Here is a 22,731-nt window from a genome sequence, read left to right as displayed (position 1 = left end):
CCGGCCTTTGGAGGTTGGCACCGGACGGCAGTCCGCTGGCGCAACATTTCGGCGAGATGACCGCTAGGGCCGATTGGCGGTTGACCGAACTTGTGACCGCTGCGGCAAACGGTACGCGCGCGTTGCCGTGGATTGGTGGGATTGGTGACGTTCGTGACTGGATGTCTCGCCGGCGCTCCAAGGGCTCGAGGCCCGAGGCCCCGCAACTGTCCGCCGAGGACCGTCCCCCGCTGACGCCAGCAGAATTGGGCGATCTTCGGCCCGAGTTGAAGGCCGCGCACCGCGCGGCCGAGCAGTGGCCCGCGTCATCGGATCCGCCCGTGAGCGACACCGACGAGCGGCGGGCGCGACTGATCGCCGCCGCCGACGCCGTCGACGAGTCAGCGTGTCGGCAGGTCATCGATGCGGTCATGCGATCGAGGCCGGGCGGCATACGGCTGTCCCCCGGTGCCGTCCACTACCGGGCCGAGGGTGAATTGGTTCTCGCGGCCAGACCCGGCAGACACGCCTGGGAGCTAGACCAGTTGATTGCCACCCGACCGGACCTGCTCAATCCCCGGGCACCGCCACGGGCAAGGCTATTGGTCGCGAAAGTCAGCGTGAACGGCCGCGTGGCGGTATCCGAGCTGACAGACCAGCTTCCCACACAGATCGTGGTGGACGGCCCTGCTGGTCCGGAGGGTCCGGAACCAGGCGGTGGACTGCGCGGTTTCGGTTCGGACGCTCAGCGCAGTGCGTCTCGCGACCCCGCGGACCCCGAGGACAGGCTCGGCCGAGGTGCGCGTGGGGCCCGCTTGGGGATATCGACGGGGTCCGGCGCATCCGGCGGCGGCGATCACAGCCCGGGCGACTCGGACAACTCGAGGACCGGGTTCGAGGGCCTCGATCCGAATAAGGATTTGCCTGTCGGCCAAATCGGTGCCGGGATGCCCGACGTGCCCGTGGTCGCCGTCGAGCGCCCGGAGGACCGCGATCCGGTGCTGTCGCGCGTGGCGGAGGGGGACTCCGACGATGAGATCGCCGAGTCGTTGGGTCTCACGGTGGGCGATGTGAGACGGCGCGTCGGGTACTGGAACAACAGGCTGGGCGCGCGCTACCGCGTCCGCGCCCACTTGCGCGACCGCGCCCACTTGGTGGTGCTTGCATTGCAGAGCGGCCTAATAGATTCGGGGTCTGCTGAGGACCTGTCCGACGACCTTCGGACGCGGCTGGAGCGGCTGACGGCGCGCGAGTGCGAGGTCTTTGTGGCGCTGGGTGCGGGGCAGAGCGTCGAAGAGATCGCCGGTCGGTCGTCCATGGCTGTACGCACCGTGCGTAAGCATGTCTTGCATGTGCGGATGACGCTGCATGCACGCAACGATGCGCATTTGGCGGCGATGGCCTGGCGGTTCCGGTCGGTCGTAGTGGGACGCCTGCAACAGTCCACTCCGGATTCTTCGTCGGGCTCGCCCGAGACCGCTGACGCCGAGCCGGCAGGCGAGGCGACGACATCCGTTGCCGGGGCTGACATGCGCGTAGTCGCCGTCGAGCGCCCGGAGGACCGCGATCCGGTGCTGTCGCGCGTGGCGGAGGGGGACTCCGACGATGAGATCGCCGAGTCGTTAGGTCTCACGGTGGGCGATGTTGGCGAAGCCGACGCCGCGGCGGCGCAGCGCGAGCCTAACGGCACGGTCACCGTCGAGGGCGATGTTGCCCAAGCACAGAACGACGCCGATGAGGCATCGCCGCAACGGGTTTCGCCGGCAGACCCGGATGAATCGTCGGCAAATCGAACACTCGCGGCGGCCGACACCGATCCCCGCGCCACCGACAGCGCAGATAACGCGGCTGGCGCGGACGATATAGACCCTTTGCCGCCACCTGTTTCTGACGGTTCGAGCGGCAGTAGCGGCGACCGCGCTGTCGGGTTGTCGGCAATCTTCCACGGGGACGAAAGCTGGCGTAGTAGTCCTTCAGTGCTCGATATCTCTGGACCAATCGGTTGGCATGCCGATGCGCCGAGTTCCAATGGCCAGCGGAGGTTTTGGTTTACCCCAAATACCATCGACGATGACGCCGACGAATTTTTCGGTAACAAGTGCTGCCACCATTTGGCTGCTGCGATGCAGTATCTGACCGGCTGGGACATCGTGACGCTGGATCGCGAAGCCGACGGGCGACGGGTGCCGGTTCACAGTGCTGTGCGAACCCCCGAGGGGGATCTACTCGACATTTCTGGCCGCATAGATCTTCGTGCGGCAATGTCGAGATCCAACGCGACCAGGCATCGGGTCGTGTCGGTGGAGAACATGCCCGGCGACGTCTTGGTGGACGTTGATCACCGCGGCAATCCTCTGTGGTGGGCCGCAGAAAACCAACGGGAATTCGTCGCCGTCGTCATGCATTTTGCGCGATGCGTGCTCACTCGTGGGGGTTATCGGTTGATGGGCGGCCAGGTTCTAGCCGAAAACAACGACAGCGGGGTGGGGGTTTTGCAAACCCCCGAACACGGTGATCTCGTCGGGATCGGCGAGGTGCGCTATGTGGTCGGGCCACCCGAGATAGCTCCAAACGCCCGAGAACCCGGTGTCGAATCCGAGCCGCTCCTGTTGCGCAGGCTCCGGCGGCTTCTGGGCGGCACCGAGCCGATCGTGTGTGTGCTCGTAGACCACGCGCACGGCTTCACGCCCGAGCTGCATTCAGCACGATTGCGAAAAGGGCAAGACGTCGGTGTTGTTTGGACCGGGCCAGCCGGCAACAGCCTCGCGTTCGCTGCGGTCGCGTTGCGGTTGGACGAGGACCGCGCGGTGTGGCTGGAGGCCGATCCATCTGATGGCGTGCGGGTCAACGCGGTGCCGGTCGACACACCCGAGCCAGTGCGGGTGCGTGACAGTGACGTCGTGACGTGGGATGGAGGACATCACGGCGTTGTCAAGTTCTCCCAGACGCTTCACCCCGTCGACGCCAAGGACGAGTTCGATCCGTCGCGGCCCGTGAGCATCTGGAACATGCCGCCCTGGGATCACCTCAAGTACGACCCGTTGGCGCCTCTGACGTTCCTCGTCCGGTATCGAGGTGCACCCATCGCCGTGTACACGGTAGGTCGCCACAACAGCGCGATCCGCGATGAGGTCTCGGCTTGGCGTATCGCAAGGCGGTTGTTCCCGCAGAACCAGATGCTGGTGCCGCCCACGCGAGCGTGGCTCGGCGAGGCAGGACTGGGCGTGCTGCAGCAATATCTTCCCGGCGCCCAAAGGCTGACTGGCTACAGCCCAGGTGGGAGCCTCGCTAGTTTGCGGGCGGTGGTGCAGAAGCTGGCCGAGCAGTTGTCATCGGGTCGCGACACCGACACCGAGGCGACGGTACTGGAGTGGGATTTGGCCGGCCGGACAGCGGTCGATGTTGAGGTGGCGCAGCAGGCCATCACCGGACCGCGGGCGACCAGGCCAGTGTTCGGCCGATACCCGGACGGTCTCATGTTGCGCGTCGGTTTGGGGTTGTGGGCCAAGATGATTCGCGGGCAACAGCAGCCCGGGCACGGCGTCGGATTGTGGGCAATGGTCGTCAAACCTCCCGCCGAGAACGATCGGGACGGTCACGCGGTGCTGTGGAGGATCACCTCTGACCGCAACAAGACACTGGTCTGGGAGTGGGATCCGCAGCAGCTGGACCGAGAGTGGACGCGCTGGTCGCCCTCACGGGATGCCGGCCGAGGCGGTGTATGGCAGGCGGCGGTGCTGTTGGATGACGGCGCACCGACACCGCGTGTTATGCCGATCGACAGTGCGCGCCTGCTGGCCGAGTTTGGCGGGTCGTCGGCGTCCTCAGAGCAGAGTCTCGGCGTTGGTGATGACGCCATTTCGTCGCCGGCGGGTGCGCGCACTGAGGGCCCGGAGGGTCCGGAACGGTCAGGACTGCGGGGTTTCGGTCCTGACGTTGGGCGCCATGCGTCTCGCGATCCCGAGGAGCCCGAGGACAAGCTCGGCCGAGGTGCGCGTGGGCCCCGCTTGAGGAGATCGCGGGGGTCCGGCGCATCCGGCGGCGGCGATCGCACCCCGGGCGACTCGGACAACTCGAGGACCGGGTTCGAGGGCCTCGATCCGATTAAGGATTTGCCTGCCGGCCAAATCGGTGCCGGGATGCCCGACGCTCCGGACGCCGCGCCGGCGAGCCGCGTCCTGCTGCGGCTCGAACTGGAGATGGTGCGGCTGCTGGGTCGGGCCTTGAACTACAAGCAGATCGCCGCCACGCTGAACGTCGACCCCGAACTCGTGAAAATGTACCTGAGCAGCGCCAGGGCGAAGCTTGGCGCAGTTACTGACGCCCACCTGGTGGACATGGCCTACCACCTCGGCCTGGTGCATCCGCCGAAACGCGCGCAGAGCCGGGTGAAGCTGACCGGTTTCCAACGCACCGTGATCGCGAGGCTGGCGATCGGACGAAATGAGCAACAAATCGCCGCGAAATTCAGGGTGCCGACTGACGTCATTACGAAAGTCATCGGCCGCGCGATGACAGCGATGCACACAGCCGGAGGGCAGCTCATAAAGACCAATGCGCAGCTGGTGGCACGCGCCTACGAGCTACACGAGCTGCGTGTGCCACGTTCGCGACCCGGGGCCGATGCGGCGGAACCCTCGGCGGTGGTCGACGCTGGCATACCAGCCTCGGAGGAGCACCCGGCCTCCGAGCCCGGTAGCGAGGGGCTCGACGTGCCCGTGGTCGCCGTCGAGCGCCCGGAGGAGCGCGATCCGGTGCTGTCGCGCGTGGCGGAGGGGGATACCAACCGCGAGATCGCCGGGTTGTTGGGTCTGGATGTGGACGACGTGGGGCAGCGGGTCGCGGACTGGACGAACAGGCTGGGCGCGCGCGATGGTGACCGCGCCCACTTGGTGGTGCTCGCTGTGCTGAACGGCCTACTAGATCCGGGGTCTCCGGCGGACCTGCCCGACGACCTTCGGGCTTGCCTGGAGCTGCTGACGCCACGCCAGTGCGAGGTGTTTTTGGCCCTGGGCGAGGGACGCAGCATCGAAGAGATGGCCGCTGGGTTGTCAATCGATCCAACGACTGTGTATGACCACCTCAGTCGGGCGCGGGCGCGGCTGCTTGCACGCAACGACGCGCACCTGGCGGCGATGGCCTGTCGGTTCGGGTGGGTGGTGGCGGCGCCGACGAGCCCGGTCCTGCAGGGGCCCGATCCTCAAGTGCTGTCGCTCGTGGCGGAGGGGGACTCTGACGTCGACATCGCCGGATTCTTGGGTCTCACTGTCGGCGACGTGAGAAGGCGCGTCGCGGACGCGACGAACAGGCTGGGTGCGCGCGATGGTGACCGCGCCCACTTGGCGGTGCTCGCTATCCAGAGCGGCCTACTAGATTCGGGGTCTCCCGAGGACCTGCCGGACGACCTTCGGACGCGCCTGGAGCGGCTGAGGCCGCGCGAGCGCCAGGCGTTTTTGGCGCTGGGCGAGGGGTACAGCATCCAAGAGATCGCCACTCGATTGTTCGTCGCTGTAGGCACCGTGCGTACGTTCCTCGTGGGTGCGCGGGCAACGCTGCTTGCACGCAACGACGCGCACCTGGCGGCGATAGCCTGTCGGATCGGGCGGCAGGAACGTGGCAATCCTGCAGCCGAGGGCCGGGAGGGGCCGAAATCCGATGGCGGGCTCGGGCGCCGCTTTCCGGATCGGGACTCTGGGCGCCATGCGAGTAGAGATCCCGCGGACGAGCCTCCGGGTGCGCGTGGGTCCCGCTTCACGAGATCGGGGCGGTCCGGCGGGTCCGGCGGCGGCCACACGCCGGGCGACTCGGATGACTCGACGACCGGCTCGGACTCTGATTCAGAAACCAATTCGCCTGTCGGCCAAGGTGATATGTCGGACGTGCCGGGCCTGGATCACGCCGGTCACGCGGCATCCGACGCGGTTGGGCTTGAGCCGGCCAATGAGCTTGAGTACGCCACGCGCCAGGTCGAGGACGCGCAGCGAAAAATCGACGACTTGACCGATGCACTGGCGCAGAGGTTGGGCGCGTTGCCGATCAATATTGATGTCGCTCAGGCGGTTTCATCGGTGGATCACCTGCTGGACGCGTTGGAAAGCAGCGCGGTAAGCCAGGCCTTTGCCGAGTTCGCTGAACTGCTAGGTCGGTATCTGATGGCCGTCGATCGGAAGGAAACATACCAGCAGCGGCAACGCGATTTGCAGGCTGAGGACAGAGCAGGGGTCCAGCTAGCTGAGTTAGAGGCCAAATCGCAGAGGGCGCGGGATTTGGTGTCACAAGCGGAAACTGGCCTCGACCTGATGTTGGCTTTGCTCGCCGAGGTATGGCCCGTGGTGGGGTCGCACCTTCGCGGAATCCCGCGGCGGTCCCTGGTGCCGCGGTTGTGGGGGGAGATCGCGGGGTTGTTCTGGAACGGTGGCGACGACCGCGAAGTGGCCCGAAGGGCCATCAAGGCGCATCTGCGATTTGAAGCTGCCCGCCAGCAGGCGTACTGGTCGCAGTTGGCGCTCGAGGAAGCCCGCCGCGACCACGAGTCGAGCAGTCAGAGTGAGTACGCCGGGCAGCAGGTGCACGATGCGCGGCAACGTATGGGCGCGGCCCAAGCCGGGTTGGTGCAGTGGCTCAGCGGGTTGCCGATCAATGTTGATGTTGCTGAGGCGGTTTCGACGCCGCGAAAGCTGCTGAATGCGTTGGCGGATGACCAGGTACGTGATGCTGCCCGGACTTTGTTAGTTGACCAGCCAACGGAGTACAGCAGGGTCACCGAGTTGCTGGCGGAATATCTGATGGCTCTCGGTAGGGAACGTGTCTACCGTCAGCAGCAGGAGACTTTGGAGGCGGGGGAGCCTGGCACCACTGCGCAGCAAGCTCACAGCTGGGCGTCGGAAAAGGAAGTCGCCCTCAGGCACCTGCTGGACGAGGCGCTCGCCACTATGTCGACGGAGCAGCAGGAGACGATCCGGGAACTCCCGCTGATGCTGCGATTGCCGCTGTTGTTGGACGTGGGTTTGTTCTGGCGAGACCGGGATTTGGCTCAAAGAACCGTCGCGGCGCACGCGGAGGTGGAGGCCGCGCGCCAGCAGGTGCGCTGGCTAAATCAGGCGCAACGCGACGATGCCGAAAACCTCGACGCCACAAGCGCAGCGACGGCCGGCGAACAGTCCGGTGCCGCGCCGGCCGACTACGAGCACCGTCCTGGCCTGGATGAGCAGCTTTTTCAACTTAAGCGATTGGTGCGTGAACTTGCGCGGGGATGGGGCGGCACTTACCCGGAGCGGTTGTTGACACCTGCCAGCCAGTGGTCGGCACTGCGCGATATTGACCATCGCATCGCCTGGGGTGGCCACGGCAAAAGTCCGTTGGTGGAGGCGACTCAGCAATATCACCGGCTGAGGCGTCTGATCACCATGCTCGGCCCGGAGTTGGTCGGGGTCGCCGATGAGGCCGTGATAAGCGCCGACGGTGGGCTGGATAATGCAACGGGGTCGTGGTGGAGGCCGGTCGGTGATACTGACGCCAGCGTTGTTTATGAGATTGCCGGCCCCGATGGCACGTGGCGTTTGCTGCGCGAGGATTCCCGGTGGTGGCTAGTCGCGCCTGATGAATCCGGGTGGGCCCGCCGACAATTCATTAGTGACGAGGCAATCGAACGGATCGGCGACTGGCTCGCGGGTAGCGACGTTGGGCGTGAGGCGCACGGCGATCGGCAGCGCTTCGGTGCCGAACGCGCGGACACGGCCCGTGGGCAAGAACACCGGGAGGAGTCGCTCGCGGGCGCGGTGACCTGGTGGATGAAGCTGGCCACAAGAATCCAGGAGTTGGCCGATGACATTCCGTGGTTGAGCGAGCTGGTCAGTCATTCAGACGGCCTCGATGCAATGAACATCGACCTCACACTGGATCGTGGCGTGGCAGCCAGAGTAATGAACGACACACAGCGGGTGGCTTACGGCCAATTGCGGCTGCTAGCACCGGCGTTCATCCTGGCGGACGAGGCGATGCGCCGGGTGGCTGCATCCCAAAGGCCCACCGGCGACAACGATTCAGCTGCCGGTGAGGCCCGCGGGTCGACCGCCGATGAGGATAAGCCCGGCAACACAGCCAGTCCCGGCGAAACCACCAGCGGACCAGCAGAACTCGACCGCATCGATGCGGAAATCGAAAGTGTGGGCACCGATTCCGGTGCCATCGGACTAGCGAAAGACCTTGTCCAGGAGCGCTATTGGGAATTCCGCGAGCAGCGTGCTGTGCAAGTGCGTCGGGGGTTCCTCAGAGACCCGGCGTCCGGGATCGTCGACGATGAGGGCTGGGCGGCGTTCCTGAGCACTGAGCGCGCGCGCCGGCTGATTGAACGTCTGGCGGCGGAGTCCACAGAGGCGTGGGTGGGGAAGTGGCTTGGGCGTGCGCGGCGGGCTAAGTCCAACTTTGTGGATTGGTTGGCGTGTATCTATCGCGTCGAGCATGGGCTCGCCCTCGAGATAGACCCGTCGCTGGGTGCGGATCAGCGTTTCGGCATCGACGCACTGGTCGCCGTGCTCGTGGAGCTGGCTGATGCCGAAACACGGGTGCAGGCCCTGCTGGAGAGGCATGAGGGCCTGGTGGACAGGGGCGGTCAGCGATGGCTCGACCAGATCGCGGCCATTCGTCGGGGTCTGGCCGAATCGCTTGCCCAAGTTTTCGAAGGCAAGAACTCCAGGGGACAGCCGATCACCCCCGACACCGCGCAACTGCCCCGGAAAGACGGTCTAGTGGGAACCCTCCAGGGTTTGCTGGGTGAGATTGGGTTGGCCGAAGGATTCGATCGGATCGACGCGGTGTCCCAGAAGGTGACCGCTGAGCACCCGACGTTGGGTGTTCTCGACGCCGAGGTCGACCTCGTCACCGATGGTGGCCGAGTGTGGCATGAGGTGAAAACCAAACCATCCCGCCGGCTACTCAAGCAGAAAACTGAGCTGGGAGACCAAGGCGAGAAGCAACTTCTGGTCTCCTTTTTTAACAAGGAATACTGGGTCAACAGGAAGCCACCGCGGATCGTCTTCGATTTCTTGCGGCATGTGCCCGGCGCCGTTGAGGGCATGCTGAAAAGCCGCGAAATCGAGGACGAGCACGGAAATCCCGTTTCCGACCATCGCATCGAGGTGAAAGACCACTCACGAGCGCTCGATAAGGGCGACGACGGTGATGCGGCGGCAGAGATTGTGGAGACCGCCGCCCACCACGGCAGTAGCGGCGACGTTTCGGACCCATCGCCGGAGATGGCCGGCAGCGGCAGCGGCGGTGATCGTGGTGCTGGTGATCGCGCAGCGGAGCCGGGCGACCGTGGCGGGGCGCCCGACGTGCCCGTGGTCACCGTCGAGCGCCCGAAGGGCCCCGACCTTGTGCTGTCGCTCGTGGTCGACGGTTGCCCCGACGACGAAATCGCCGAGTTGTTGGGTCTGGGTGTGGGCGACGTGAGCACGCGCGTCGAATCTTGGGAGAACAGGCTGGGCGCGCGCGACCGCGCCCACTTGGTGGTGCTCGCTGTCCAGAGCGGCCTGGTAGATCCGGGGTCTCCCGAGGACACCCCCGACGGTCAGGCGCGCCTGAAGCGCCTGACGCGGCGTGAGCGCGAGGTCTATACGGCGCTGGGCGAGGGGCACAGTATCAAGGAGATCGCCGCTCAGTTGTCCTGCTCTGTAGGCAACGTGCGTGTCCATCTCGATGGTGTGCGGGTGACGCTGCTTGCACGCAACAACCTGCACCTGGCGGCGATGGCTAGTCGAAGCAGGCGGCTGCTACTGGGGCGCCAGCAACAGTCCGCTCAGGACTCAGCGCCGGGCGCACCAGAGAGCGCCGACGACGAGCCGGCAGGCGAGGCGGCGACGAGCCGGCTCCTGCAGGGGCCCGATCCGGTGCTGTCGCGCGTGGCGGAAGGGGACTCCGACGACCAGATCGCCGAGTTGTTGGGTCTCACGGTGGGCGACGTGGGGCAGCGGGTCGTGGACTGGACGAAGCGGCTGGGCGCGCGCGATGGTGACCGCGCCCACTTGGTGGTGCTCGCTGTGCAGAGCGGCCTACTAGATCCGGGGTCTGCTGAGGACCTGTCCGACGACCTTCGGACGCGGCTGGAGCGGCTGACGGCGCGCCTGTGCGAGGTGTCTTTGGCGCTGGGTGAGGGCCAGAGCATCAAAGAGATTGCCGCTGGGTTGTCCATCTCTGCAAAGACCGTGCGTTACTACCTCAACCAGGCGCGGGCGCAGCTGCTTGCACGCAACGACGTGCACCTGGCGGCGATGATCTGCCGGTTCCGGTCGGTAGTAGTGGGGCGCCTACGACAGTCCGCTCAGGATTCCTCGCCGGGCTCACCAGAGGTCGCGGACGCCGCGCGGGCGAGACGGGTTCTGCTGCGGCCCGAACGGCAGGTGGTACAGCTGCTGGGTCGGGCCTTGAACCACGAGCAGATCGCCGCCACGCTGAACGTCGACCCGGAACTCGTGAAAACGTACCTGAGCAGCGCCAAGGCGAAGCTTGGCGCATTTACTGACGCCCACCTGGTGGACATGGCGTACAACCTCCGCCTAGTGCATCCGCCGAAACGTGGGAAAAGGCCGTTTGAGCCGACCGGGGGCCAACGCAGGGTGATCGAGCGGCTGGCGATCGGACGAAATGAGCAACAAATCGCCGCGGAACTCAGGGTGCCGACTGACGTCATTAAAAGGGTTATCCGCGACGCCAAGACGGCGATGCAGCCAGCCGCAGAACAGCTCATAGAAACCAATGCTCAGCTGGTGGCATGCGCCTACAAGCTACGCGTGCTGCGTGTGCAACCATCGCAATCCCGGCCTCACGCGCCAGGACCCTCGGCGACTGCCAACGCCGACATACCACCCGGGGAGGAGCATCCGGCCTCTGAAGACGGTGGCGGGGCGCCCGACAGGCCCGTGGTCGCCGTCGAGCGCCCGAAGGTCCCCGACGTCTCTGTGCTGTCGCTCGTGGTCGACGGTTGCTCCGACGACGAGATCGCCGAGTTGTTGGGTCTGGGTGTGGGCGACGTGAGCACGCGCGTCGAGTCTTGGGAGAACAGGCTGGGCGCGCGCGACCGCGCCCACTTGGTGGTGCTCGCTGTCCAGAGCGGCCTGGTAGATCCGGGGTCTCCCGAGGACACCCCCGACGGTCAGGCGCGCCTGGAGCGCCTGACGCGGCGTGAGCGCGAGGTCTATACGGCGCTGGGCGAGGGGCACAGTATCAAGGAGATCGCCGCTCAGTTGTCCTGCTCTGTAGCCAACGTGCGTGTCCGTCTCGACGGTGTGCGGGCGACGCTGCTTGCACGCAACAACCTGCACCTGGCGGCGATGGCTAGTCGAAGCAGGCGGCTGGTACTGGGGCGCCAGCAACAGTCCGCTCAGGACTCAGCGCCGGGCGCACCAGAGAGCGCCGACGACGAGCCGGCAGGCGAGGCGTCGACGAGCCGGCTCCTGCAGGGGCCCGATCCGGTGCTGTCGGCCGTGGCGGAGGGGGACTCCGACGGCGAGATCGCCGAGTCGTTGGGTCTCACGGTGCGCGATGTGGGGCAGCGGGTCGTGGACTGGACGAACCGGCTGGGCGCGCGCGATGGTGACCGCGCCCACTTGGTGGTGCTCGCTGTGCAGAGCGGCCTAGTAGATCCGGGGTCTGCTGAGGAGCTGTCCGACGACCTTCGGATGCGGCTGGAGCGGCTGACGGCGCGCGAGTGCGAGGTGTTCTTGGAGCTGGGCGCGGGGCGCAGCATCGACGAGATCGCCGATCGGTTGTCCATGGCTCTAAGTACCGCAGGTACCCATGTCTCGCGTGTGCGGATGACGCTGCTTGCACGCAACGATGCGCACCTGGCGGCGATGGCCTGTCGGTTCCGGTCGGTGGTAGTGGGGCGCGGGCAACAGTCCGCTCAGGATGCGGCGGCATCCGGTGTTGAGGCCGACAGGCCCGTGGTCGCCGTCGAGCGCCCGCAGGGGCCCGATCCTCGAGTGCTGTCGCGCGTGGCGGAGGGGGACTCCAACGGCGAGATCGCCGGATTCTTGGGTGCCACTGAGGGCGCCGTGCGCGAACACGTCGTGGACTGGACAAACCGGCTGGGCGCGCGCGACCGCGCCCACTTGGTGGTGCTCGCGTTGCAGAGCGGCCTACTAGATCCGGGGTCTCCTGAGGACACGCTGGAAGTTGAGGCTCGCGTGGAGCTGCTGATGCCGCGTGAGCGCGACGTGTTTATGGCGCTGGGCGAGGGACGCAGCATCAAAGAGATCGCCGCTCAGCTGTCCATCAGTGCAGGCACCGTGCGCGGGTATGCCCAGAATATGCGGACGACGTTGCGTGCACGCAACAATGTGCACCTGGCGGCGATGGCCTGTCGATTCCGGTCGGTGGCAGCGCGGCGCCAGCAACAGTCCGCTGAGGATCCAGCGCCTCCGGCCACCGACGCTGCCGGTATCCCGATAGATCAGCGCGAGGCGCCGAGGCAGCCTGGCCCGCGGCCTGCAACCCGAGCCCCCGCGGCGGCAGAAACCGATCCGCGCGGCAATGCGGCCGACGAAAGCAAGCCGGAGTCCGGCGAAGGCCTTCCGCAGGAGGGCGGTGGCCCCGCCGGCATCGACAGCCTGGATCAGGTATTGGCCGAACAGGCCGTTGTCGTCGGCGACGCGGCGATCGAGCAGGCGCTGGGGCGCCGTCCGCCCGGCGCGGACGACGTCATCGAACTGTCGGTGCCCGAGGAACTCTACGAGCGCTTAGCGAACACCGAAGGGTGGACGCCGGTGGGCAACAATTACGGCAATCCAGTGCTGGCGCGGGACCGGGTGCGCGTGTCGTCCGGCTGGCGCGGTTTGGTGTCGCACGAGGATCTGCGGAGCAGATCGTGGCAGCCCCCGGCCGGAGTGCACGCGACCGAACTGGCCGAAAACGTGAAAAACGTTGCCATACTGGCTGACTCGTATTGGTTGGATCAGGAGCACGGCGGGTCGCGCGGCCTCCAGCGCTACATCGAAGCGGCCGACTGGATCAAGAATCGCCTACTGGACCCGACGACCAAGCTCTCGCCCGAAGTGCTCGCGCACGAGATCGCTCAGATCACCGAGATGCTACGGCCGCTCATCGCGATGCTGCAGGAGCTGGGGCAGGACGAAATCGTCCGCAAGTGGATCGTCCCGTCGATCCCGGAGATTGCCGAGGGCCTCTTCACCAACCGAGTGCTGTATGGCCACCCGGACATCGGCAGAGCCAACCACCTCTACGGGCGGTTCGAGCGGTGGGAACACCAAGTCCGGGCGTTCTACCACAATGGTTTCGGCGCCGCGGAGGCTCTGAGGCACATTCTGAAAAATGCCATGCTGCAGAACGGCATGCTGCGGCGCCTCGGCTTCGATCTCGTGTTGATCGTGCGGGCGCTCATGGCGACGTTGAAGGCCGACGCCAAGGCCGACAACATTTATGGCGAGGGCAGGGAAAGCAACAATCGGGACAATCCGGAACGGTTTGACGAGAAGGCTACGGCGAACCTGGTGGTGGCTCAAGCCGTTCATCGCGGTGATGACTTGTTCGAAGCCACGATCGTGGCATTGGGTGTGCACGCCACTGGGTTCAACGAGGAAACCAAGCAGCAGTTGGTGAAGGACATCGACGCCCTGCGGCGGCGTTGGCAGATCGTCGACGCAGAACAGGGCAAGCTCGCCGCGATCGTCGCCTGCTGGAACGCCGCGGCCGACCTGCACACCCTGTCGGAAGCCGATTCCTGCGAGCGGACTCTCGAATTGGTGGCTGAGGATCTCATGTCCAGGCGGTATCACGTGCTGCGGCTGCTCGGCCGGTTGTTGGTCAATCTCGGCATCCGCGTCAACAAGGCAGTCGAGGCGTTGCAGGCGATGGACGACCACGGCAACGAGCCCGAGCCCTTGCCGCCAGGCGTTGAGGGTCCTCGGCTGGCCATCAGCAGCCGCCAGGGCGGCATCGATCGGTTGGTTGGAAACGGGTTCTTCCACCATCCCCTATACGGGCACGACACTCCGCCTGGCTGGCTGCTCGACAACTGGGAGATGCGCCTTGATCATGCTGCTTGGCAGTGGGAGACCGCCCGTCGGCTGCAGGAGGACCCGAACTACACGTGGGTGCAGGCGTATGAAGAAGCCAAGATACACACCACAGAGATGGAGCTGAAATATCGCCGGTTCCGCTGGGAGCTGGTAATCCGCCCGGGTGAGCAGCCCTGGAACTCGATCGAGATCGCCGACACTCTCGCCGCCCAGCTGCCTGGGTCCGACCAGTCGTCGCGGGATGCCGTAAACGCCGCATTGCTGCTGGCCGACCGGGTCCAGCCGGTTGCTGCGAAAGACGCCGCGATCGTCGTCACCCGCACCGGGAACGCGGACGGGCGGCCCATTCTGCGCGTGCGGCTCGAGTACTCGCGTCCCGACCGCACGGACTCCGATCCCGGCTTAACCGAATCGGAAGTGCGGCAAGCACTTTCGGGAATAGGAATGCCGACCCTGACGACCTATCAGGTGAAGCGCGGCGAGGGCGTCGATCACTGGCACCGGATCGTGGTCGATGTCGCCGATCCCGTAGACGTCGACGGCCCGTTTAGCAGCGGCACCGTCCGCGGACCGGACACCGAGGCGACTGAGCTGCCGAGCACGGTCAGTGCGAAGTTCATCATCGAAGGCGCACTGGACAGCCGCGAGTACACCGATCAGCTCGCCCCTGCGCTCGACGAGGTTATTGCTCGCAGTGGTGCAACGCAATTGCACGTCAAGCGCGACACCGATTTTGACGATAACGTCGTCATCCTCCAGACGCGCGCCAACGACTGGAGCCTGGAACAGGAGGTCGACATTAGCTGGGTCGACCACCCGCTGCCGACCGAGTTCCGCGTAGAGATGCCGGGTGTGGCCGCTGACGACCTCACTCACGGCGACGTCGTAGGCGTCCAAGCGTCAGGCAGCGACGACTACCTGCAGCGCCAGCGGGGATACCGTGCTCGCGCCGGGGACCCCACTCGCAAGGTAAATACCGACTATGCCCAGACCCTGCGCGAGCTGCTGCGCAACCCTTCAGAGGCGGCGCTCACCCAGTTCGCCGCCGATTCCTCCGGCGAAATTGGGCCCGCTCGCGCCGAGCTGGAGGCTGAGGAATTCCACGGCATAGTGACCGTCAGCGGTCGGATTCTCAACGGGATTGACGTAATTGGAGAATTCCATTGCGACTATTTCCTAGACGGCGATGACAACCTGGTCGCCCATCCCGTGTTACGCATTTGGGAGGAGCGTTTCAGGTTCAAGGGGTTCTCTAAAGCGCTGTTTGGAGAGCTGGCGCGTTACTACGCGCGATGTGGCGTTCATCGCGTCGTGTTGCGCCCCGAAGAGATCGGGTTCCGCGCTTGGGCCCATCTGGGCTGTACCTGGTATCCCGATCGCGAAGTGCTGCTTAGGTCGCTGAGCACTATTCGGGCCTGCATCCGCCAATTGCTTGATCAGGTCAGTCTCGAGGCGCAGCCGATTGTTGATCAATTCATGCAGCGGTTGGATCCCGACCACCCGCAGCTGCCGACGCCCGTCGATCTCGTCAGGTTCGCAGACGACATACCTGGGCTGGGCGAACAATTGGTGCGGTTGGTAAACGAGGCACGGGTACCACTGGTGAAGTATTTGCGGTTGGCCGCCGCCGACATCCGCGCGGTACTCACCGCCTGTCTGCCCGAGGCGCAGCCGCAGTTCGTCGACGAGATTATGGACGCTGTCACCGATCTGCCCAATGGCCCGCTGGCGATCGCCGTGACCCGCGCCATTGGCCACCGCGCAGTCGCAATCACCGCCGGAGGTCGCCGCCTGCTGTTCTTCGAGGAGGGCGACTACACCTATCAGCGGCGTCTGGCGGACAGCGAGTTCGCGGACCTCGTCCCGAGGGCGCCGCCTGATGAGGACCCGAAGCGCCCAGCGGACGAGGGCCGAGCCGAAGACCTCCGTCGTCAGGACGAGGGCCGGGAGCGTCAAGCGGCCGAGGCCCTCCGGGAACTGCTGCCGGTACACGCGGACCTGACCGACCCGGCCGCCAATTCCGCAGTCGTTATTGACGGGGGCAAATTGAGCTACGACGTCATGGTGGCGCGCGCACCGCCCGCGGGCGACTATCAGCCTGGCACCAGTACGTCGGTCGACCTTGTCCTGGCGAGCGGTATCCCAACGGTGTCGAAGAACGAGGTGCTCGCGTTCGTGCGGCTACCTGCGGGCACGCCAGTAACCTGGGATGCCGACAGCGGACAACCTCGCGTCACCGCCAACGTGCGCATTACCCGCACTGTCGCCGCCACCGCCGACCAGCCACCCCGCATCTATGGCGTCGCAAATCCGTCGGATCCCGACGACCGCGAATGCGTTGTTCCGGACACGCCGACGTCCGGACCAGGTTCGCCAGACACCCCCGACGCCGGTGACGAGGGCGGCGCCCCCGCTACCTCGACCTCGCCTCCTGTCGAGGATGTGACGCAACAGTCTGATCCGGTGCCGGGTCTTGATTCCGCAGATACCGATTCGTTGGCGCAGGTCGCCAGCCTTCGTGATCGGGATGCGATGTTGCATAACGCATTGCGGGGGTTTGTGCGAGACCTGGCATCGTGGGCCGGGGAGTCGCCGGATGCGCTGTTCGACGGCAGCGCGGCGCTGTCGCGGCTATCGGATGCGCGGGATGCGACGCACCGGGTGGTGATCGCGGGGTTGCGAGACCCGGAAGTTGTTTCGGCGCTGGAACACCTGGCGACGTTAGGGTACGAGAAGCTGCGTTTGGCGTTCGACCGCGATGCGGCCGCGGTAACCGTGCGCGTCGTGGATTCGGTGAAAGAGGCTTTGAAGATGTCTCCCGACCGCGGCTCGGACGCGGTCGCGAACATGATCGAGAATTGTCAGCGGTTCGTGAACCTCAACGCGCTGATTGAAACGATTCCCGAGTTGGCTCGCATCGAGCAAAGAGTCATCGAGATCGGGGCGTTCCAGCAGGCGCTGCGCACCGCGGAGCACCAGCGGGATCATTGGAAAGCGCGTGTGGCGGCGCTTGGGTCGGCCCATCCCGGCGAGGATCTTACGAAACCGGTTGCTGCCCGCGATTATTGGCGCGGCAAAGTCGATCGGTTGACTGCGGCGGCTAATGAGCTCGGTGAGCTGGCGACAGCCAACGAACGGGCGAAATCATCGATCCTGGACTTGATACGCGACATGGGGATGGAGCACGCCGCCCAATCGCATGGGGTGCGAGTCGGTGATCTGTTCGAAGACTCGTTGGAGCTGCAGTTCGTGATCGGCCTCCGTGATGCTGCACGTCGAAGAGCAGCGGAGCCGGTCGGGGATCCCCCCGCGATGGACGCCGAGCAACTGCAGGCGCTGGTCGACCACGCCGAAATGATCAATGACCTCCGTCGCAGTTACAGCGATCTCGTAGCGCGACTGGATTCGCAGTTGTCGCACGTGTTTTCGTGCTGTGTCGAGCATGGCGATCGCGCCTGGGTGGATGTCGTGGCGGCTCGGCAGGCGGGCCTGACTCCCCGCGAAGTGCAGGTACTCGAGCTGCTGGTCATCGAGGGGCTTTCCAACGAAGAGATCGCCCATCGGTGGGCCATCCATGCGGGGACGGTGGAGGACCACGTCGGACACATCCTGGACAAGCTGTCTGCAAACAACCGCGCCCACGCGGTGGCGATCGCCTTCCAGCGGAAACTAGCAGTCGCGGGTGAAGCGCCAAAAGCCGAGCGGGAGCTCGTGATCGACCTGACGGACCGCGAGCGCGACGTGTATTCACTGCTGGCCGAGGGGCTCAGGAGCAAACAAATCGCCCATCGGTTGCATATCGCTGCGAGAACCGCGGAAAAGCACATCGAGCGCGTCCTAGCGAAGCTGCATGTGGCCAACTACGCCCAGCTGGTGACAATGGCCCACCGGATCAAGCGGGCAGAAGCGGGCGACGCGCCAAAAGCCCCGCGGGAGCTCCTGACCGATCCCGAGCACAAAGTGATTTCGCTGGTGGCCCAAGGGCTCGCCGACGAAGAGATCGCCGAACGGTTGGGTTTTGATCTGGACACCGTACAAGGCCATGTCGGTCGCACCGTGAGAAAGCTGGGTGCGCACGACCCCGCCCACGCGGTGGCGATCGCCTACCAGCGGGGGCTCCTTAAGCCGAGCGCCCCACCAAAAGCCCTGTGGAAGCTTCTGATTGGACTGACGCCCCGGGAGCGCGACGTGATTTTGCTGCTGGCCGAGGGGCTCAGCAACACACAAATCGCCCATCGGCAGGACATCAGTGTGAGAACGGCCGAAACGCACGTCGAACACATCCGAGTGAAGCTGCGCGCAGCTAACCGCGCCCAGTTGGTGACGATGGGCCATCAGATCAAGCGGGCAGAACGTGAATGTTTGGTAGTGGCGCTGGTTGAGGCCGAACAGCGCACTGGCTGCGTTCTGACCGAGCCGACGGTGGCGGTTTTGGAGGCGGTCAAGGGTGGGCCCGTGGTGCGGGTGCGCAGTGTTGCTGAGGCTAAGCGGCTGCTCGGCGATCGGGTCGCCGAGTTGGGGTTGGCCGGTGCGGGCATGCGGGCCACGATCGTGCAATCACCGTTGGCCGGCGCGGATCTGGGGTCCGTGCACTCGTGGGTTGCCGGGTTTGACGCCTCCGGGAAGGTTGTCCTCGACTTTGTGGACGAGAGCGTGACGGGCGTGGATGAGACCGAGGTGGCAGACCCGGCGCGATCGGTGTGGGTGGCGTTCAGCGGCGCTGACGGGGGGTATGTGTCGGCTTGGTTTGACGAGTACCACGACCCGGCGCAATCGTCCGGGGAATCTCAGTGGTTTGGGCTCGACTGGGCGAGTTCTCGCTTGGATGCCAGTGGGCGGCGGGTCGGCTTCCAACCGCAAGACGCCCGTGGGGATCGCGGGGCTCCCGTGGAGTTTGTCGGGGCCTATACCGGTACGGAATGGCGCATGCTGCCCGACGGTGATGGGGCGGGCTGGGAGGACGACGTCAAGCGGTTGCTGCGCGGGGCGGCCGCAGCGATGCGCCGGATGGATGAGATCAACACTCCCGATTCGGAGCCCATTCGTGAGCACAGCGATGACGGGGTGTGGGCGTTGGTGGTCGAGCAGGGCAAGCCCGGACATGTGCACTCGCGGGTGCTGAGGGTCCGCTACGACCCCGCCCGCGAAGACGACCGGCAGTACAAGGGTGTCCGCACGGTGAAGCTGATCGATCTGGGCAAACTCAACCCCCAAGAGCGCGCGCCGAACACGACCTCAGCGCGTCGCCGCTGGGCGGCGCTGTTCACCAAAGACGGCTACCCGCTATCGCTGATTACCGACCCCCCCAGCGCGGACCAGCCAAGCGGATTCGACGTCGCACAGATAGGCCGCCCCGAAGACGGTGAAGCCGGGGATTCCTCTAGCGGCGACGCCCCACCAGCCCCGCGGGGGGGCGGCCTGGAGAAGTTGACCCCCCGCGAGTGCGAGGTGTTGATCGTGATGGCCGCCGAGGGGCTCACCAGCCGCCGAGAGATCGCCGCGCGGTTGAACATCAGTGAGCCGACCGCAAATGCCCACATCGAGCACATCCTGGCGAAGCTGCTTGTGCGCAACCGCATCCAGGCGATGGTCGTGGCCTACACGTATGGCCTAGTACATCAGCTGACCACCGACGACGCCCCCCCGGAACTGCGGCAGGGCTGGGGGGAACTGAGCGACCGCGAGCGCGAGGTGCTAAAGCTGCTGCCCACCGGGCTCGAAAACGAAGAGATCGGCATTCGGCTGCAGATCGCTGAGAAGACCGTGAAGCACTACGTCACGCAGATCCTGGGGAAGCTGGGTGCACCCGGACGCGCCCAGGCGGTGGCGTGGTGCTTACGGTTTAGGTTCCTAGACCTGGAGCCCACGACACCTTCGTCTACCGGCGACGCCCCACCAGCTCTGCGGGGACTGGATGAGTTAAGCCCCCGCGAGCTCGAGGTTTTGATTGTGATGGCCGCTGAGGCGGTCACAGCCCGCCGAGAGATCGCCACACGGTTGAACATTGGTGAGCCGACCGTAAGGCGTTACGTCGCGCAGATCCTGGCGAAGCTGCACGTCCGCAACCGCGCCCAGGCCGTGAAGTTGGCCTACACCTATGGCCTCGTACCTCAGCTGCCCACCCGTGACGCGCCCCCAGAACTGCGGCAGGGCTGGGAGCAACTGACCGAACGCGAGCACGACGTGCTGGAGCTACTGCCCACGGAGCTCAGCTACCAAGAGATCGCCCGGGAGTTAGGGATCACCGAGAAGACCGTCAAGAACCGCGTCGGAAAGATCCTGGCGAAGCTGGACGCATACGACCGCGCCCAGGCGGTGGCGAAGTGCTTGCGGTATACGTTCCTTAATTCGGGGTCCCCGGCTGACGCACCAACATCCCCACAGGATGCCGGTCCGGATGAACTGGAGCCGCACGAACATAGTGCCGAGCATGTGCCGGCGGGCAGATCGGACAGCTCCGCCGGTGAGGCAGAGCACCTGTCCGCCGGCGACGCCCCGCCAGCTCTGCTGGGGGGCGGCTTGGATGAGTTAAGCCCCCGCGAGCTCGAGGTTTTGATCGTGATGGCCGCCGAGGGACTCACCCGCCGCCGAGAGATCGCCCAACGGTTGAACATCGGTGAGCGCACCGTCAAGGATCACGTCGCGCAGATCCTGGCGAAGCTGGATGTCCGCGACCGCGCCCAGGCCGTGAAGTTGGCCTTCCGGTATGGCCTCGCGCGTCAATTGTCCATCGATGACGCGCGCTGGGACCCGCCGCTGGGCTGGTGGGCACTGAGCCACCGCGAGCACGACGTGCTGGAGCTGCTGCCCGAGGGGCTCGAAAACAAAGAGATCGGCATCCAGTTGCATATCGCTGAGGACACCGTGAAGCACCACGTCACGCAGATCCTGGCCAAGCTGGGCGCACAGGACAGCGCCCAAGCAGTGGCGATCTGCTACCAGTATGGATTCTTAGATCCGGGATCCCCGGCTGAGGCGCCAAAATCCGCGCAGGAACCCGGCCTAGCTGAAATGGACCTGCAGGGCGGCTTGCCGGATCGGTCCCTCGGGGTTGCGAGCTTGGCGCAGCTGGGCCCCGCCGCTCCCACAGCCCGCGCCGCTGCTCCCCAATCTGTACAGGAAACCGGTTTTGGCGGCTGGCGCGCGTACTGGGCAAACGAGGTCGGCGGCACAGATCCACGAGCGCTCGTCGATTTTGAACCAGAAGGCGCCGGCATCAAAGTGATTCATATCGATCGCGGGGCGCAACCGCCGGGAACGGCTGGACAGATGCTGGCTGACTCGCTGCGGGCCGTAGGAATCGCTCAGCCCACAACGATCCGAATGCGCGGCATCATTAACCTCAAAACCCAAATTGCCTTAGCAGCCGGGTTGGCGGCAAGGGAAACTCCGGTGGGCAAAACGATTCAGAATTCCGTTTCCGAATTGGGCGGAACTGTGACGGGCTGGTCCACGGGAATTGATGATAGAGAAGGAATCTGGATACGGGCGGTCGTACAATACGACCTCGCTCCGGTCGATAACGTGGTGCCGTTTTACCTGCCGGGTGCTGCCGCGCCGGAAGCCGCGCGGTTAACGGACGGGAGCGATGCGGACGCGTCGCCGTCGACGCCTGATGCGCCTGCGCAGCAACAAGATACGAGCGAGTCGCAGCCGCATCAGCCAGCCGCCGACCAAATCGGTGACGTACAAGGAGACGTCAGCGCCGCGGGCCAACACAATGACGGCCAGGGCCCAGGGCATTCCCGGCGCCGGGATGATTCCGACCACCCAGTCGAGCGCGTATCCCAGACCCGGCCACGGTCTCAGGGCGCAGAATCCGAGGGACAGCGGGAGTATCGCAGCCAGGATCGCGCCACCCGCGAGGTGAACAGCGATTACGCGGAGCTGCTGGGCGACGTGGTCGACAACCCATTCGATCGCGCGAGGGTCCGCCAGTTCGCCCGGGACCTGTCCGGCGTGTACAGGCTTCAGGACATGTCCGGCCTGGACAGGCCATACCACCTTGAGCTGAAGCCCATCGAGTCAGAGGGTGAGGGAGACGACGACGTTGCTTTGACCGGTCCGATCCTCTACGGCAAGAAGGAAATTGGCTTCGTCGAACTGCTCTTTCGCCGTGACACCGAGGACAACATGGTCATCGATCTCCACTGGGTGGAAATCTACGACGAGGAGTTTCGGGGCAGGGGCTTTTCCAAGGCGCTGTTGTTCGAGCTAGACCGATACGGCAGGCGATCCTGCGCCGAGGACCACTCCGGGAGGGGCTCCGGCGCTGATCGCATCCAGGTGCTCGCTGAAAGGGACGGGAGCGTGGCCTGGGCTCCTTACTTCGACCTGGACCGTCATCCACGAGCTCTACCGAGGTACCGGGCCGGCGTCCTCGACAACTGCGAGCGCCTACTTTCGTTGGAGATCAGTCCCGAGGCCCGGAAGCGTCTGCGGGACATCAAGGCGGGGTTGGATCCTAACCAACCAGATCGGCTGCCGGAGCCCAAAACCCTCGTCGTCGAGTCCACGGACAGGGAACCCGATTTGGGCCGTCGTGTGCTAAAGGGCGTGATCTGGCGCGGGGTAAGGAGTCTGCGCGACGGCGAGGTGAATGGCCTCCCCGACAATCCCTGGGTTGCAGCCACGCGGGGCCCGCGCCGGCCACGCAGCCCACCGCCGGGAGGTTCTCCGACAAGCGAGGACCCACAGGCAACCGCCCTCGGCAGCG

Annotated in this window: 1 protein-coding gene (only partly in view); it reads left to right on the top strand. The window is 65.5% G+C overall.

All coding sequences use genetic code 11. The features are described 5' to 3' along the window. Window positions 1–22,731 carry part of the coding region annotated (locus A5736_RS19005) for a LuxR C-terminal-related transcriptional regulator (RefSeq protein ID WP_139333420.1) on the top strand (this coding region is incomplete at its 3' end). The annotated region extends 19,390 nt beyond the left edge of the window, so 22,731 of the 42,121 annotated nt are shown.

This window comes from Mycobacterium sp. SP-6446, assembly GCF_001954045.1.
In the GTDB taxonomy this organism is placed as follows: Bacteria; Actinomycetota; Actinomycetes; order Mycobacteriales; family Mycobacteriaceae; genus Mycobacterium.
Note: the sequence above shows the minus strand (reverse complement) of the source record. Positions and strands in the feature narration are given on the sequence as shown.